This is a genomic window from Pedobacter albus (assembly GCF_036324255.1).
In the GTDB taxonomy this organism is placed as follows: domain Bacteria; phylum Bacteroidota; class Bacteroidia; order Sphingobacteriales; family Sphingobacteriaceae; genus Pedobacter; species Pedobacter albus.
Genome location: NZ_JAZDQT010000003.1, coordinates 491,050 through 508,700, shown reverse-complemented (window position 1 = coordinate 508,700; position 17,651 = coordinate 491,050). Strand labels below are relative to the sequence as shown.

General features: G+C 43.5%; 13 protein-coding genes. 1 reads left to right on the top strand and 12 read right to left on the bottom strand.

All coding sequences use genetic code 11. The features are described from left to right. Positions 1-2: 2 nt before the first annotated feature. The 7 genes from VRU48_RS17380 to VRU48_RS17350 all read right to left on the bottom strand — a co-directional run bounded on the left by VRU48_RS17380 (position 3) and on the right by VRU48_RS17350 (position 7,238). Entirely contained in the window at positions 3-194 is a 192-nt protein-coding gene (locus VRU48_RS17380) for a hypothetical protein (protein ID WP_330109190.1), read from the bottom strand. Between the two features lie 176 nt (positions 195-370). After that, a complete protein-coding gene (locus tag VRU48_RS17375; protein ID WP_330109189.1) occupies positions 371-1,666 on the bottom strand; it encodes an HlyD family secretion protein in 1,296 nt (431 codons plus the stop codon). A 7-nt stretch (positions 1,667-1,673) separates the two neighbouring features. Then, on the bottom strand, positions 1,674-3,860 hold the full coding sequence (locus tag VRU48_RS17370) for a peptidase domain-containing ABC transporter (protein WP_330109188.1): 2,187 nt from the start codon (positions 3,858-3,860) through the stop codon (positions 1,674-1,676). Positions 3,861-4,318: 458 nt separating this feature from the next. After that, positions 4,319-4,561, bottom strand: coding sequence for a hypothetical protein (locus VRU48_RS17365; RefSeq protein WP_330109187.1), 243 nt, complete (start codon positions 4,559-4,561; stop codon positions 4,319-4,321). A 210-nt stretch (positions 4,562-4,771) separates the two neighbouring features. After that, positions 4,772-4,981: a hypothetical protein gene (locus tag VRU48_RS17360; RefSeq protein WP_330109186.1), complete on the bottom strand. Its 210-nt coding sequence runs from the start codon at positions 4,979-4,981 to the stop codon at positions 4,772-4,774. Between the two features lie 218 nt (positions 4,982-5,199). After that, on the bottom strand, positions 5,200-6,786 hold the full coding sequence (locus VRU48_RS17355; protein WP_330109185.1) for a cysteine peptidase family C39 domain-containing protein: 1,587 nt from the start codon (positions 6,784-6,786) through the stop codon (positions 5,200-5,202). 200 nt (positions 6,787-6,986) lie between these two features. Continuing rightward, positions 6,987-7,238, bottom strand: coding sequence for a hypothetical protein (locus tag VRU48_RS17350; protein WP_330109184.1), 252 nt, complete (start codon positions 7,236-7,238; stop codon positions 6,987-6,989). A gap of 294 nt (positions 7,239-7,532) precedes the next feature. On the opposite strand from VRU48_RS17350, the gene VRU48_RS17345 reads away from it, so the two are divergent. Then, positions 7,533-8,345 carry a hypothetical protein gene (locus tag VRU48_RS17345; protein WP_330109183.1) on the top strand — a complete coding sequence of 271 codons (813 nt, stop codon included), beginning with the start codon at positions 7,533-7,535 and terminating at the stop codon, positions 8,343-8,345. On the opposite strand, the gene VRU48_RS17340 is transcribed toward VRU48_RS17345, so the two are convergent. From VRU48_RS17340 to VRU48_RS17320, 5 genes are all read right to left on the bottom strand, one after another. Beyond that, on the bottom strand, positions 8,297-8,908 hold the full coding sequence (locus VRU48_RS17340; RefSeq protein WP_330109182.1) for a SprT-like domain-containing protein: 612 nt from the start codon (positions 8,906-8,908) through the stop codon (positions 8,297-8,299). The two genes, VRU48_RS17345 and VRU48_RS17340, sit on opposite strands and share 49 nt — an antisense overlap. Positions 8,909-9,346: 438 nt before the next feature. Beyond that, positions 9,347-11,467: a ferrous iron transport protein B gene (gene feoB / locus VRU48_RS17335; RefSeq protein WP_330109524.1), complete on the bottom strand. Its 2,121-nt coding sequence runs from the start codon at positions 11,465-11,467 to the stop codon at positions 9,347-9,349. A 1-nt stretch (position 11,468) separates the two neighbouring features. Next, entirely contained in the window at positions 11,469-11,684 is a 216-nt protein-coding gene (locus tag VRU48_RS17330; protein ID WP_199138440.1) for a FeoA family protein, read from the bottom strand. A gap of 58 nt (positions 11,685-11,742) precedes the next feature. Continuing rightward, positions 11,743-14,583: an outer membrane beta-barrel family protein gene (locus tag VRU48_RS17325; RefSeq protein WP_330109181.1), complete on the bottom strand. Its 2,841-nt coding sequence runs from the start codon at positions 14,581-14,583 to the stop codon at positions 11,743-11,745. Between the two features lie 132 nt (positions 14,584-14,715). After that, on the bottom strand, positions 14,716-17,511 hold the full coding sequence (locus tag VRU48_RS17320; RefSeq protein WP_330109180.1) for an outer membrane beta-barrel family protein: 2,796 nt from the start codon (positions 17,509-17,511) through the stop codon (positions 14,716-14,718). Positions 17,512-17,651: the final 140 nt, after the last annotated feature.

Genomic DNA, 17,651 nt, shown 5'->3' with positions numbered 1-17,651 from the left:
CTTTAGCCGCAGCCTACTACACCAGTATTTACCGAACACGACCAACCATCCCAGCAATACTGGATGCAGGTACTAATTCTGTCGTAACAAACCCAAGAACCCGAAATAGGATCCGTGCAAGTAGCACTCCATGCCGGAACACCTCCCGTTACTTTTTTCATTTCACTTTTGCTTAGTAAATTCGATTTTTTCATGATTTGGATTTAAAAGGTTATAGATTTTAGCCTTTCCACGTAGGGCTATACACCACGGCATCTGTTTTACAACCGCATGCTGGTTATCTTAAATTAACTATAAATTAATAAGTATAATCCTAATAACCAAACCCATAGCTCAGAAAGAGCCTCCAGTTGTTTTAAAATGGATCGGCTTAGCCGCCTTGGCTGTTGAACATTTTGGTCATGTTTCTCAAAAAGCGCTGCAATAGCGAACTTTCCCTGGTAATGATCTCTGCATCGGCTACCATGCCTTGTTTCAACACAATGGGATGTTCCGGATCCTTTTGTTCAAATTGCTGAAAATCTATTTTGGCTACAAATACGCTATCTTTTAGCGCTACATCGGTGATATAGCTTACTTTGCCATTAATAGCGCCAAATTCTTCAAATGGATAGCTTCTCAGCTTAACCAATGCCCTTTGCCCTACGCTTACCTTGCCCATGTTGTACTGAGGTATCTGTACTTCGCCAAAAAAATTGGTGTTGCCCGGGTTAACGATAAACAGTTCCTGATTGGCCGATACATTCTGGTTTTCCTGTAAAATGCCTACATAACCTACCCTACCCGACATCGGTGCCGATACGACGTATTTCAGCATCCAGCTTTCCGTTTCGTTGATCATGCTGTTTAACGCCTGTACAAACTTGGCCTGTTGCTCCTTAATGGTATTTTCTAAAGTGGCCAGCTCTTTTTGCTTGGCCAAGTAGCTCGCATTGTTATTGATCAAGGCAGTAGCGGTTTGCTCTAAAGGATATTTACTGGCCAAGTACTTGTTTTCCTGCTGCTTAAATTCGCTGTTGGAAATAACGTTTTTGCTTTTCAGTTTTTTGTAGTTTTCGTACTCTTCTTCGGCATTGGCATATTCCTTTTCCTGGATCTGCTTTTGCTTATAGATCTGTTGCTGCAGCTTGCGTACTTCTTCGAGGTCTTTTTGCAGGTAAGCCTTTTGCGTTAAATAAAAGCCTCCGTTTTGGGTACTGATAAACTGCAGGTATTCTTGATAAAAAGACTGGTAGTTGCCTTGCAATTCGCCAAGGTTAAGGCCCTTGGTATCTAAATCGTTGGTTTTAATGACCTGGCCATCGGTTAGTTTTTTGCTCAGCATTTTCAATTTGGCAACCAAACTCATCACATCATAATGGTTGGCCGTACTTTCTATAAAAGCCAAAGGCTCTTTATCATTAACCGGCTGATTGTCTTTTACCAAAAGCTTCACCAGTTTGCCGGGCTGATGGGCAATTACTTCTTTGGGCGCATTAAGCGAATTAACCTTTAGCGAGGTTTTAACGATATCTGGGTAACGTATAAACGCCGATAACAGAATAATAGCCAACAAAATCAATAAAATCAGGGTTATGCCTCGCCTCAATATCCATGAGGGAACCGCGGTAATGATTTCATTAACTTCTTCGCTGTGCTGATAAATACTTTCTTCTCTTAATGGCATGTTCGTGTTAATTTCCTAGTTCCAATTGGTTTTTTACCAAATTATAATATTCGCCTCTTTTCTTGGTCAGTTCGGTGTGCGTACCCTGTTCGATGATAATTCCTTTGTCGAGCACCACAATATTATCCGCATTTTTAACCGTACTTAAACGATGCGCTACCACCACTACGGTTCTGCCCTTAAAAAAGTCTTCCAGGTTCTGCATAATTACGCTTTCGTTGTTCGCATCCAAGGCATTGGTGGCTTCATCAAAGAAGATATAGGCCGGATCTTTATAAACAGCCCTCGCAATCAGTATCCTTTGTTTCTGCCCCTGACTAATGCCATTGCCTTCTGCGCCTATCTTGGTATTGAGGCCCAAAGGCAGACTTTCGATCAGATCGCCGATGTTAGCCACTTTAATGGCGTGCTGCAGTTTGGCCATATCTGGATATTCGTCGGCTACGGCAATATTCTTGGCAATGCTGTCCGAAAATATAAAGCCATCTTGCATTACCGTACCGCATTGTTTGCGCCAATAGCCATAACCAATTTGGTCGAGATGCGTTGCACCTACTTTGATATCGCCTTTTTGGGGCACATAAAAGCGCAACAACAACTTCAATATGGTGGTTTTGCCACTGCCGCTCATGCCTACAATAGCGGTGGTTTTGCCATGCGGGATGGACAAGTCTATTCCCTTAAGTACCGGTTCATTGCCAGCTCCCGGATAGGTAAAACTCAGGTTGTTGATAGAAATGCTCTGATCCATCGGCAATTCTTTGAGGAAGCTTTTGTCAACAGGTTCTTCGTCTTCCATCTGGTGGATTTCATTCAGGCGCTCCAAACTGATTTTGGCATCCTGTAACTGCTGGATAAAGCCCAACAATTGCTCTATCGGGCTGTTCACCTGCCCAACAATGTACTGGATGGCCATCATCCCCCCCAAGGTAAGCTGTCCATCGATAACCGATTTAGCTACCAAGAAGGTAATTATAATGTTTTTTCCTTCGTTGATGAAAAATGCACCGGCCTGTTGGATCTGGCCCAGCGAAAGGCTCTTGATGCTGAATTTAAACAAACCAGCCTGCAGACGTTCCCATTCCCAACGTTTCTGCTGTTCGCAATTGTTGAGCTTGATTTCCTGCATACCGCCAATCAGCTGTACAATGCTGCTCTGGTTTTTGGAAGAAATGTCGAAACGTTTAAAGTCAAGTTCCCTTCTGCGCTTTAAGAAAGCAATTACCCAAGCCGAATACAGAATACTGCTGGCCAAGAAGATGATAAAGATGTTGACATTATAATAAGCCAGAACACCCGTAAACACCACCAGGTTAAACATCGAAAAGATGGTGCTCAAGGTTGAACCTGTTAAAAAGCTTTCGATCCTTTTCTGGTCGTTCATCCTTTGCATGATATCGCCGGTCATCTTGGTATCGAAAAAGCTCATCGGCAGTTTCATCAGCTTGATGAGGAAGTCGGTCAGGATGGAGATATTGATCCGGGTGCTGATGTGCAACAAAATCCAGGAACGGATAAAATCAACACTCATCCGCCCCAAAAACAACATGGTCTGCGCGATGAGAATGATATAGATAAAGTTAAGGTTGCGGGTATTGATACCGATATCTACCACCGACTGGGTAAGGAAAGGCACGATCAGCTGCAATAAGCTGCCTACCCCAAGGCCTACAAAAAGCTGGGCAACCAGCTGCTTATAGCGGTAAAGGTAACGCAGCAGGAAAGAAAAATTCAGTCCTTCGTTTTTATCGCCTTCCTGCTCATAAAAAGTTGGGCTCGGCGACAGCATCAAAGCTATGCCTTGGCTATGTCCGTTGTTCTGCGTGCTTAGCCAGCGTTGCAGAAATTCGGCTTGTGTATATTCGATCAATCCCTTGCCAGGATCGGCAATGTAGTATTTGCCTCTTTTAATTTTACGTAAAACAACAAAGTGGTTTTGGTTCCAATGCAAAATGGCTGGGAGTTCGGCTTCGGCCAGCTGCTCCACATTGAGCCTGCTGCCCATGGTTCTGAAACCAATTTTCTCGGCAGCTTCGCTAATGCCCAAAAGAGAAACACCTTCTTTATTGATGCCGCTAATGTCTCTTAGTTTCTGTAGGCTAAAGTTTTTACCATAGTATTTGGCTACCATGCGCAAACAGGTGGGACCGCAGTCCATCTGATCGGGTTGTTTATAGAATGGAAATTTTTTCAAGGTAGTTACTTGGTTCTATTGGGTAAGGCAACGAATATTTACGAAGTGAAAAATTAAGCATTTTTTGCATGCGCTGTGCACAAAAGGACTAAATATTATGAATTTCTTTTGGTTTGATCGGGTTTAACGAAGTGTTGTTGGGAAGCAAAAGTTACATCAATAGATAAGCTATGCCTAGTCTGCATAGCTTATCTTGGTTGGTGTTTTATACTTCTATTGGGCCATCTGGATTATCTACACAGCCTACCTGGCCCGAAAATCCATGTGAGGCACAAAATGAAACCCCATCTTGCCAGGTAGTATAATGCGCCCCAGACCCATCAGAGCTTCTTACACATACCACGTATTTTGCGCAGCGCGTATTACTGCCTCCCCCGCTTATTTTTTAGCTGAGCTTTGCTCAATAAATTTACTTTTTTCATGTTTTTAAAATTTAAGGTTGTTTTGGATTCGCCAACTTACATGGTCACGCAGGTATAAGCTGAATTAGGAGGACAGTAGGGCAGCACATCTTCGTTTGTTTCGCAGCAGGCAAAGAAATACTCAATGGCATTGCCTGAACCCCCATCTTCCAGGCAAAGCGCATGGCCTTTGTTCCGGTCGTGGCAATAACCTGCGTCTCCTCCTGGGGTATCGGGCGGATAGCCTCCTCCCATTACTTTTTTGAGCTCAGTTTTGCTGAGCAAATTCACTTTTTTCATGGTTAAAAAGTTTTAGTTTTGTGGATTAGTATATGCGGGCCAGTCACGCCTGACCTGCTTCGGCGACAGCAGTTTACGCTGCTATTCGTTTTGGGGCAGTTTCGTTTGGAAGCCGCTGCCCTTTCTATAAACCGTCAATCGGGTTTACTTCAAATGGATGTTGCGCATCAAAAGCCAAAAGGATTAGCGTTGCCACTAATCCTTCGAGTTTTATTGCTCTGTTAGGGTACAAACGCCCATGTCGCAGAATTCTGGAGAACACCAGTTCAAACAGAAATTATAATTGTTTATTCTGCAGTTTCCATCCTGATCTACAATCATTGGTCTCCAAGCCGGATCTTCGCAATTTGCCATTTCTGGCGTAATGCCACCCAAAACATTTTTCATTTCGGTTTTGCTGAGTAAGTTCTTTCTTTTCATTGTTTGAATATTAACTTTGGTTGTAAGTTCTGTAGCCCCTCCACGCTGGGCTACCGATAGCGATGCCGGTAAACGCCAGCACTCGTTTTGGGGCAGTTTCGTTTGCAACCGGCTGCCCCATTTTGTACAAAAAGTTTAATTTCCTGATGGTGTAAAATTCAGTCGCCGGCCTTTAAAACAAAGGTCATTGACCACAAGCACCAATTATCTGATTATTCTTAGGTTAACAAGTACTTGATATCCTCCAATCGATAAGGTTCTGGCAACTTATAACCATTGATTAAAATGGTTGGGGTGTAGGCAATTTCGGCCATATCGCACCAGGCCTTCTGCTTTTCGGTCACGATATCCATTTCACCATTAAAACTGATTGGAAATTTCTCGGCCCAGGTTTCGTATTTTTTAGGACTTTGGGCATACCAATCGTTCAGGGCTTTTTCTACCAGTTTCTGGTCGTTTAAAGTGGTTAACGCGCTTACATGCCTCGAAACCTTGGTTCTGGCATCGTCGTCGTGGTTGGCGGTGGTGAAAATGATTTTGAGCTGTATATCGTCGCGATAGCTCAACCATTCGTCGATCGTCTGATGGGCTTTGGCGCAAGGTCCGCAGAACGGGTTGCTCACCATGGTAATCACGATTTCTGCCTCTGGGTTACCAAGCACCACTGGCATCAACTCGTTCGGAACGGCATAGCGAGGCTGGTTTTTAAGCACCTGCTCAAACAGTTCGCCGTTGTATTTGAATTTCTTTAATTGTTCTTTAAGCGGTTTAAATTGGGCTGAACGGGCCAGAAATGGCTTAACAAAAGCCCAGGCCAGTATCGGCAATAAAAAGCTTACGGCCGTTGTTAAAACGACTTCAGGTGTAAGGGTAAGTACATAGGCTGAAGGCGCAAAAAAGAGTGCAAAAAACTCTAGCCATAACAAGGCCTGTACGCTGCAACACAACACACACCAATTTTTGTTTTTATACTGATAGCCAATAGAGTAGACCGTATAAGGCAACGAAAGCAGATTGAGCCAGCCAATTATAGACATACTAGCCGGATTGATCAAAAGCGCTAAAAAGGAGCCTGCAAAGTAAAAGAAACCCACTTCGCTCCAACTTAGCCAGCTGGTTACCTTGGCGGCATCAGACCTTAAAATGGCGTTGCAGTTATTCTTATCGCCCAAGCTGCACAGGTTTTGTATGAGCGGGTTATTGGCATCAATGCTGTGCATTAAAAGCAGCACACCGACAACAAGCCCAATTAATTTTATCAGCAGCACCAAACCAAAGTTTAATTGCAGGGTCTGGTAATCGACACTCAACAAAACCGCTCCAAGGGCAACCAATAGCAGGGCCGGAACCTTGATGTTGTTAAAACTTTCTTTGAGTGCCTGTGCTTTGTAGTTAGGTTCTATACTTGCTTCATTGGGTTCGGCATGCAACACCACGCCACTCCATTTTTTCAGGAACTCCTCTTCAGCCATTATTGCCTGATTATGCTTTTCGTTGCTGTAGGTTACCTGACCATTTTTAATGGCATGAATAAGCATAAAATTGCCTCCATTCATGGCAGAGTGCGCTAAAAAGGGAAATTCGAGTTCCTCTACCGAATAATCTTCTTTGGCAATTTTGTAAGCCTGGTTGGGGATATGCCATTCGGTTAGGCAATCGCTGATGGCCAAAAGGCTGGGATACTCCGGGTGGTCTTCCAACACCTGTTGCAAACCATCGTTAGTAAATTTCACCTTTAGTTTTTTAAGAAACAGGGCAGTTACGGCCACAGCATTAGCCTGGCTTGCCGAAGAAAATAGAGTCATAGCGTGTTTTATATCTGGTTGATCTTGTCCTTATCTAAAAACAATATCCTAATTTAAAGATTGAAAACGATGTTTCATAAGGCTTTTATCTTTCTTATGCACATCAACAGGAAAGCCTCGTTAGACTGAGACCTTCTCTGTATTTGTATTAAAGCCAATGCAGGCATCAGCGTCTACAGCTGGCTTTAAGCGATTCGGCCTTAATCTACATAAGGCATATCGCAACCGTAAGCCGAGCCCGAAGGACAGAACATTCCTGCTTCGGCCAAGCTACTGCAGCAGGCATAAAAATACGAATGGCCATCGCCCGAACCGCCGTTATCAATGCAGATTACATAGCCCTTGCCTCTCGATGCGCAATAGCTCGGATCGCCGCCTGGGGTTTCTGGAGGTAAGCCACCGCCTAATACTTTCTTAAGTTCAGCTTTACTGAGTTGGTTCACTTTTTTCATGTTTAGTTTTTAGTTAAGTTTAATTCATGCATCCCGATTACGCTTGGGCTGCTTCAGCGGTGCCGGTTAAGCCGCCACTATTAAGCTATAAGGCTTTGGTTTGCCCTTTATAATTCCGGTTTAGGTTTCACCTAAAAATACCTGTTGTAACTCATTTATTTTGTTCATATTTTTTACATTTCGGATTTCTTTTTCCGACCCAACGTAGTGCATAAAGGTCTATTTTTGCATGCGGGTTGCGCATTGGCACGATAATAGTCATACCTAACAAGCTGGATCAAGCCGAGGAAGCCCATGAAAACTGTATATTATTTTGTCTTGCTTTGCCTGTTGAGTACAACATACGCTTGCACCAAGCTCAAATCCGACCATCCACAGGCCAACATGGCCGACGAGCATGCCACCGACCTGAATTCGAAATCGATTTTACATTATGCCGATTCTGTCGACAAGGCCCTTTCCCAGCTAGCAAAAACTACAAGCTTGGTTTATATGCTTGGCGACCTGTCTTTTTATGTAGACAAATACAGCAACAGCGATCAGCCCATTGTTTTAATCGAGCATGGCTACAACGGCCTCAGCAACAACACCAAAAAATATTATTTCAGAAACGACAGCCTGATTTTGGAAGCCGTTAGAAACGAGTTGAGCAGCGACAATGGCACCGTATTAAAAGATACCCGTACCTATTTGCGCAACAACACTATTTTTAAGGTAGAGAACCGTACGGCTGCCGACGAGGCTGCCATCAAAAACCTGCCCTACATAGACTTTCCCTTAAGCGAAGCGAATACTTCAGACCACAGCTATCTTGAAAAAATAAAAACCCTAAACCAGATTTTAAGTGGTAGCGACAAGTTCGACATGGTCTTTGAAAATATTACCACTTTCCCCGATTCGAGGTACATTATGCTCAAAAGCAAGCTGCAGAACAGCTACACAGCCAGTATATTGGTCAGGGAAAAAGATGCGCTCATCAACAGCCTTTTAAATAACCCCATCGATTTTAAGGACCAAAAGCTGAACCTCAAATGGATGGTTCAAGACCAGGAAGCGGTTTACGTTCCGGTAGCCAGCCAAACTTCGGCCAAGGGGTTAAAAAGATAGGTATTTCCGTTATCGAGGCATACACACCTGTAGCGTTTGCGTATGCGTTCGCCCTTTTTAAATTTACGACCGTCTTTCAACACAAAAACAGTATGCAGCGGCAGCTCTTCTACCCTAGTGGTGGCAAGCGTGGTATCATATTTTTTAAGTGCCCGGGCCAGGCTTAAATCGGTACAGCTTGAAGCTGCTGGATTATCGAGGTAGTTGATGATGGTATGGTGAATATCAGCCGGAAAAACCTGAAGCTCGAAAAAAGGCTTCATCATCCTTTTAAAATTGTGCTTCCACTCGGTGCCATGCGGTTTTACTTTGCCTTTATGGTCGTTCCAGGTTAAGAGGTGCGCAAACTCATGGACGGTAGTAACCAGAAAAGCATAGGGATTAAGGCCATTATTGACCGAAATTTTATGCCCTTTGCCTTTAAAGGGGTGTCTATAATCGCCAAGCTTGGTACTTCTGTCTTTCGAAATCTTAAACTCGCACTGAAAATAGTCGATCCATTTGGCAATGATGGGCGCCGCCGAAACGGGCATATACTGTGCTAGAACCTCTGTTTTATCCATTCTCTACCGTTCTTCTCTTCTGGGAGATTATTTTAACGCAATTTATCAAATCCAAAGGTTAAAGACAAGCTGGAGAAAGACTAAAGCTGAAAGACTAAAGACTAAAGGTTAAAGGTGGATGGTAGAGGGAACGAAGGCGGGAGGTTAAGACCAAAGCACAAAGACTAAAGACCAAAGGTGGATGGCAAAGGGGGCGAAGACTGAAGGTTAAGACCAAAGCACAAAGACTGAAGACCAAAGGTGGATGGTAGAGGGGACGAAGGCGGAAGGTCAAGGTCAAAGCAAAAAGACTAAAGACTAAAGGCAAGCATATTATTGTCAGAAATCCGAACAATCATTTGATTGACGCCCGCCCCCATTCAATCATCCAATCATTCAGCCATTCTCTAATTCACTAATCCACTAATTCAATCCTTCTCTAATTCCATCATTCACTCATTATTTAAGCACCTGATAGGCAACGAGGCTGGCTACATAAGCCATGGCTGTCATGTAAACCAACTGGATAACCGGCCATTTCCACGATTTGGTTTCGCGGTAAACAATAGCAACGGTACTCATACACTGCATGGCAAAGGCATAAAAGAGCATGAGCGACAAGCCGGTGGCAAAAGTAAATATCGGTTCGCCGGTATCGGGGTTTACCGCACCGCGCATTTTATTGCGGATGGTCGTGGTTTCTTCATCGGCGCTATCCACACTATAAATGGTCGACATGGTGCCTACAAAAGCCTCACGTGCGGCAAAAGAGGTAATTAAGGCAATACCTATCTTCCAATCAAAACCCAATGGCTTGATGACTGGTTCGATGGTTTGCCCCAAAATACCGGCATAAGAGTTTTCAAGTTTTTCGGCAGCCCTATCCCTTTCCAATTCGGCCAGCTTAACACTATCGGTAGCCGGGGTTTCAATGGCTGCATATTTCTTTTCAATGGCTTCAAATCGCTTGGAAGGTCCGTAGGTAGCCATGACCCACAATACGATTGAAATAGCAATAATAACTTTACCGGCTTCAAGTACGAATGTTTTTGATTTTTCGTACATGGTATAAAGTACGTTCTTCCAGCGAGGCATTCTATACACCGGCAATTCCATGATAAAGTACGATTTCTCTTTGGCTTTGATGATGAACTTCATCACCAGCGCCACCAAGATGGCGGCTACAATGCTGATCAGGTACATGAGCATCAGCGCCAAGCCCTGTTTATTGAAAACGCCCAATATCTTTTCGTTCGGCACCACCAGCGAAATCAGCAAGGTATAAACCGGCAAACGGGCCGAGCAGCTTACCAATGGCGTAACCATAATGGTAATGATACGGTCTTTCCAGTTTTCGATGTTGCGGGCACTCATAATAGAGGGCACTGCACAGGCAATACCACCAATCATAGGCACCACCGATTTACCGCTAAGTCCAAATTTGCGCATGATCTTGTCCATCATGAAGGTTACCCTCGCCATATAGCCAGTATCTTCCAAGATGGAAATGAGTGCGAACAAAATGGCAATCTGCGGAATAAAAATAACGATGCCTCCCAATCCGGCTACAATCCCATCTAAAAACAGGTTTGTTAGCACGCCATCGGGCAAATGCGCATGGCCAAAATCGGTTAGCCAGGCAAAGCTGCTTTCGATGAGGTCCATTGGATAGGTAGACCAAGAGAAAATAGCATTGAAAACAAAGAAAAGGATAAGCAGGAAGATGGCAAATCCCCAAACGCGATGGGTTAATATCGAATCGAGCTTATCGGTAATCTTGAATTTTTTGGCCGCGCCGAGGTCTATTACCACATCGCTTAAAATGGTACTGAGGTAACGATACCTGGCTACGGTTTCGGCGCCTTGTATTTTAGACGATTCGAAGCCATACGACTGTTCTATCTGTTCTATTGCGGCCTGGTCTTGTTCGTTAAAAAAGGCCAGGTGCTCATGCTGGTGCAATACCTGCAAGGCAAAATAGTCGTTTTCGGTATTGATTTTCGCCTTGATGGCTTCAATGGCTTCTGGCGCAAATTGCTTCGAATCGATACTGGCCAGCTGCGTACTGATGGCCGTGGTATTGGCAATGGCTTCTTTAAGCTTGTCGAGGCCTTCGTTTTTTCTGGCCGACATGGCAATAACCTGAATGCCCAAACGCTCGGCCAGCTTATCAACGTTGATGTTGATGCCTTCCTTTTTGGCCATATCGGTCATGTTCAAGACCAATAGCATGGGCAAGCCCAAATCGGCCACCTGCGAGCAAAGCAGGAGGTTACGGCGCAGGTTGGTTGCATCGGCCACCAGCACCACCATATCGGGGTGGCTGGGATTGCCTTTATCGGCCAGCACCTGAAAAACGATACTTTCGTCTTTGCTTTTGGGATACAAGCTATAGGTACCCGGCAAATCGATAACGGTGGCTGTTTGGGTTGAGTTAAGCTTGCTCAGGCCGGTCTTCTTATCTACGGTTATGCCTGGAAAATTTCCAATCTTCTGATTTAACCCCGTTAAGAGATTAAAAAGGGTAGATTTCCCCGTATTGGGATTACCAACAAGTGCAACTTTTATATCAACCAAAATATTACTGTATTAGGATAACCGATGCTTCGCTTTTGCGTAAACAAAGTTGGTACCCCGCTACACGAATGGCCATAGGATCGCCTAGTGGTGCAAAGCGCTCCACTTCGACCACTTCTCCTGGCAAACAGCCCATCTCCATCAATTTCACAGACATTTCTAGGTCTGTAAATGCTACGATGGTTCCTCGTTCTCCTGGGTTTAACTGCGAAAGCTTCATTATTTGAAATTATGGGCGCAATTTACCCTTTATTTGTATTAATTCCAAATAAGCCCCATCAAAATCTCATAACACTTGGCGGCGCCGCTACAGCAGAAGCACCAAACTTCCTGAGGCGATAGGTTAAGCCCAGTAAAAAGTATCTTCTCATGCCCAGATTTACGCTTTCTGTAACGTAAATCTCGTTGGCAAACCTCGACGTATTGCGACTATTGTTAAACACATCCGATACGGTTGCCTTTAGGCTTAATGCTTTTTTCATGAACAACTTTTCGAAACTTACATTGGCCATGTGTATGGTATTGTTATTGGTACCCAGCGCGATGTTCGAATTATAGGTAAGGTTACTCTGCAAGGTAAACCTCAAGTCGTAAGGCAAAGCCGCATTTAGGCTAAGGGTGTTGTAAACGGAGGTAAAGCTATTATCGGGTAGGTTATTGTAGTTGTAGCTTAAATCGCGTTTGTTGTAGCTGATGCGGTTAAACAGCTGCAGGTCTGAACCAATGGCATAATTAATACCCAAACCGGCATTATAGGAGGTAGCATTTGAGCTTACCACACCATTGTTCAGGAACGAGATGTTATGGCTATAGTTGAGGCTGATGCTCGGGCTAAAGGTAAGCCCCAGAGTTTTAGCCCTGATGCTTCCGCTCAAACGGCCGCTGTAGCTATAACTTCCGCTGATGTTATCATAAAAAGTGGTTTGTATACCTGTTTTGGGATCTAGCACCGAATTGTTCATGATTTGATCTTCATAGCCATAATAGCTGCCGTTAAAACTAATGCTGCTACCCGAAGTTGGGTTAAACCGGTTGTAAGAAAAGTTTACACTGTTTTGCTTAGAAGGTTTAAGATTTGGATTTCCGGTTGTAATCTGTAAAGGGTTAGAATTATCGGTAATAGGCTGCAGTTGCGAAATGTTTGGCGTGCTCACATAACGATTACCGTAGAGCGAAAGGCTAGAGGTTTTATTGATTTTATACGAAAGGAAAAAGTTGGGTTGCAAGAAGTTGTAATCGTTGGTAACGTTAACATTGTTCATGAGGTTGTTGCCTTTAAGCGCTACAAATTTCTGATCTGCACTTAGGCCCAAGGTCAGCTTATCGGTAGGATTATAGTTCAGCCTCAATCCAGTGGTATGGCTTTCGTTAAAGTTTTCCAAATTGCGCGAAAGGCCAGGATTAATCAAATCGTAGCGGGTGCTGGCGGTATTGTAATCGTACACCATGCGCTCAACCACATCTTCTCTTTTGCTATAGTTGTAAAAGCCGCTTAGGCTGAGCTTTTTACTTAAAGGTTCCGAATAATCGGCACCAAATCCGTAACCCGTTACATCGCCTGCCTGATCAATGAGCTGGTTAAGGATGGTGGTAGTTGGAACGCCATTGTTATTGATGGTGATATTAGAGAAATTGAGTCCATCAACCGAAGAATCGCTCCTGTTGCCATTGGCCGATAACGAAAAGCTTCTTCCTTTTTTGCTCAATCGTTTGTTATAGGCAAGCCTGCCTCCAAAGCCCGGCGTTTTGTTGTTGCTGGTATTGGTAGAATTGCCTTTGTTGATATTGGCCAGTGTATTTTGCAGGTAAGAACTGAATACGGAGTTGCTTTCGGCATCTGATCCGCTAAAGCCAAAGTTTGGCGTGAACTGTATTTTGGCAGTCGAATCGAGCGCAAGATCTAAGCGCATGGTAAAGCGGTGTCTGTTGCTTGTAGTCGTGGCATCGTTGTTCTTATCGTTAAAATAGCTGTCGGCACCCAACAAATTGAGTCGGCTAGTTAAGCTCTGACGAATGCCATAGTTGCGGTTAAACATGTAGCTGAAAGAAATCTTATTGGGGAATTTCTTGTTTTTGCCCCATTCGTCGTTGTAGTTTAACCCGATGCCCTTGTTATCGTTAATGCCACCTCCGCCACCTCCAAATCCGTCATCGCCATTTAAACCTACGGACATATTGCCGCCTGCATCAACCATAATAGAGCTTACCATACCCGAGCTGAACACATCGCCACCCAAGAAATCGCTTAAATCAGAATAAGAAAAGCTGGTTTTGTTGATGTTGTTGGCCAAGCCGATGATCGACAGCTGCTGCTTGCCATTAAAGCGGTTGATACTGGTTGAAGCATCATACAAACCACTATTGCCCTTTCCGGCAACTATATTTCCGAAATAGCCTTTCTTCTTGTCTTCTTTTAAGGTAATGTTCAGCACGTTTTCGCGCTTGCCATCGTCAATGCCCTTAAATATGGCGTCGTCGGTTTTCTTTTCGATAACCTGTATCTTGCTTACGATTTCCTTGGGCAGGTTCTGCGTAGCCGTTTTGGGATCTTTGCCAAAAAAGTCCTTTCCTTCAACCAATACGCGGTCAATCTTCTTGCCGTTAAAGGTAATGTTGCCATCTTTATCCACTTCCATGCCCGGCATTACTTTAAGCACATCTTCTACGTTGGCATCGGCCTGGGTTTTAAAGGCATCGGCAGAAAACTCGATGGTGTCTTTTTTGATGATCATGGGCAAAAGCTCGCCTTTAATAAGTACGTCGTTTAGCGTAATGGCACTTTCTTCCATTTCTATGGTGTTAAAATCTGCCATAGGCTTGGCGGCATTAACCTCGAATGCCTTGATAATGGGCTTATAGCCAATTAAGGCGGCATAAAACTTGTATTGGCCAAATGCCAGGCCTTTAGCCGTAAAATTGCCTTCGGTTGTGGTGGCACCCATGGCGGCAACGGTAGAATCTTTGACGTTTTTTACGGCAAAAGAAACAAAATCGACAGGTTTTTTGGTTTTGGCATCAATTATTCTGCCTTTTACGGAACCAGATTTTTGCTGTGCAAACGACAGCGTTGTGCTCAAAAAGAAAAGCAGGAAAAAGCTTAGGTAAACAGATTTAGTCATTAGTTTTTAGTTTGGTTCCCCTAAACTAACTAAAAACATAGTAGTTTGCAACTATTTTTATAGTTAAAATATGTTAAAAAAAATCGCCATCGGCAATTAAGCCGATGGCGATCTGTTGACGAGTGGCTAGGCTTACATGCCCATACCGCCCATTCTCATTCTTTGGCCACCACCCGGACCACCTGGTCCTTGCATGGTTTGGCCACCTACCCTATTTAGCGAGTAAGTGAACGAGAACATATAGTAGCGTTTCAATACGTTGAAGTTCGAATCTACAATGCTGTTGTTCGTAGCCGTACGTGAGATACCGGTATTTTGGTTCAACAAGTCATTTACGGCAAATTTGAAAGTACCTCTGTTTTTAAAGAACTGGCGACTGATGTAACCATTAATGATGGTATAATCGGTGTTATACGCCGCACCCCTACCCGTTGTTTTGTTATAGGTAACATCGGTTTGCAAGCGGATATTGCCTGGGAACAAGTAGCTGATGTCGATATTTGGTGCCAAAGTATAGAAGTTGGTCGGATCGCCAATAGTAAAGTTACTGTGGCTCCAGCTTCCAGAAATACCACCAATCAGATCTAATTTATCCATATTGGTTACTAGCTTGTAACCATTGGTAATAGACGAGCTTCTGGTAATGTTTTCTATGCTATTGGTAATATTTGTTGCTTGTCCGTAGTTACCGCTTAAATCGATTTGCAAGGTTAGTTTATTGCCTTTAATAATTGGCTGGCTCACCCTGCTGAAAAGAGTTGCATTAAAGTTGCCATCAACGTTTACATAGCTGTTGGCAATTTTTCCGTAGTTCGGATCTGCCGTATTGGTGATCAAGCTCTGGTTGTTACCAAAATCGTTGAAGGTTTGGGTAATGAATGCGCCAAACAATAAAGTACGATAGCTTGCAAAATCAAAATCATTAAAGAAAATATTCAATGAGTTTGAGAACGACGGCTTCAAGCTAGGATTACCCAAGGTAATGGTTTGGGTATTGGTATTGTCAGGAATTGGCTGGATTTGATCGATACCAGGTTGGTTGGTACGACCATTATACCTGATGTTTAAACGTTTGCTGTTGCTGAAATTATACCTGAACTGTGCCTGTGGCGTAATATTGGTAAAGTTTTGCGTAAACACGTTTCCGGTAGTCTTATTATCGTTTTCACGATTGGTGCGTTGTACCGCTACACCAATGTTCCAGTTGTATTTTTTCTCGTTCTGGTTCAAACTGAAACCTAAAGCATTGGTTAAAGTTGTGTTTTCGAACTGGTTGCTATAGGTATTGTCTTTGATGTCGTAATCCTGAGTAGCCGGGTTGAAATTATAAACCAGTCTTTCTTTGTTATCGTGGCTATAGCCATTCTGATAGTTGAACTCCAAGCTAAAGGTCTTGGTTAAAGGCTCTGTATACACCAATCTGGCCGTGTTGCTCAGCGAACTCGAATTTTGGTCGTTGAACTGGTTGGTCAGCTTTTGCGAAACTGAAGATCCTTGGGTAATATTCTCTGAAATATAATTGTAGTTGCCCGCATCATTGTCGTTGATATTGGTATTAACGTTTAATGACAAGGTACGGCCTCTGCGTTGGAATTTTCTACGGATTAACAAATTGTTGCTGATTACAGGCGATTCTGATCCGCTATCATATTTCTGCAAACCAATAGTATTGCTGTTCAGTACATTCCTGTTATAATTGGTCGTACTTGTACCGCTGTTTTTGGTATAAGAAATAGAAGGTTGTACCCTGATTGAGGTCATCGAATCCAATTTGGTATCAACGGTAAAGTTAAACCTGTGGTTAATACGCTCGGTGGTACTGTTTAAATCGCTTAAATTGGTTGTCGTGGTATTGCCCAACAAGTTTTGGGTAAAAGTATTGTTGGTATTGAATAACGAAGTTTTGTTGAAGAAGTAACTACCGTTGATCTGGGTCTGATCGTCGTAGGTATCGGCAAAGTTGATACCTGCGGCATTGGTTGTGGTAATACCGCCCGAACCGCTGCCACCGCCACCACCAAACTGGATGCCACGGCCACCACCACCAAAACCACCACCAGTAATGCCGCCACCAAAGTTTTGTTTGTTGACGTTATTAAATTGACCAATCAAGGATATTTGTTGGTTTTTATCGAACTTGTTAACGTTTAAGTTCACATCGTAACGATCGTCAGAACCATAGCCCAAGGTGCTGTTACCGAAGTAGCCATGCTTTTTGTCTTGTTTGGTGGTAATATTGATGATTTTTTCACGATTACCGTCGTCAACGCCAGAGAACTTGGCTTGGTCAGACAAATCGTCGATGATTTGGATCTTGTCAACCATATCGGCAGGCAGGTTTCTGGTGGCCAATAAAGGGTCATTACCCATAAAGTCTTTACCATCTACCCTTACCTTGGTAATTTTCTCGCCTTGTGCGGTAACGCTACCATCTTTGGCCACGTCTACGCCCGGTACCTTTTTCAAAAGATCTTCAACCACTGCATTCTCTTTAACCTTAATGGTTGATGCACTGATTTCCAAGGTATCTTTTTTAATGACCACCGGAGGAATTTCACCTTTGATTTCTACGCCTTTTAAGGTTACGCCGGTATCTTCCATGCTCAATGTACCAAAGTTCATGCTAGGCTTGGCTGCGGTTAGTTCAAAATCTTGGGTAATGGTTTTGAAACCCAAATAAGCTACGTATAATTTATATTTGCCAGGCGCTAGACCGCTAACGGCAAAAGCACCGGTTGACGAGGTATTGGTACCGCCAACCGTAGATGAATCACTTACTTTTTTGATGGCTATGGAAGCATAATCGACTGGCGATTTGTCTTTGCCATTGATTACTTTTCCGCTAACCGTTCCGCCAGACTGGGCCTGGGCAAAATAGCCTACACACAAGAAAGCAATGAGTAGTGTACTTTTAATCAAATTCTTCATTCTAATTTTTATATAATTTTGTAAAGTTATCCTATCAGACTAGCAGGAGCCTCAAAAGTTTGTTAAGAAGTGTTAAAATATGGGTAACAATTTAAATACAACTAACTTTATCGTTACAGAGCAGCGCCCTCCGTTACAGA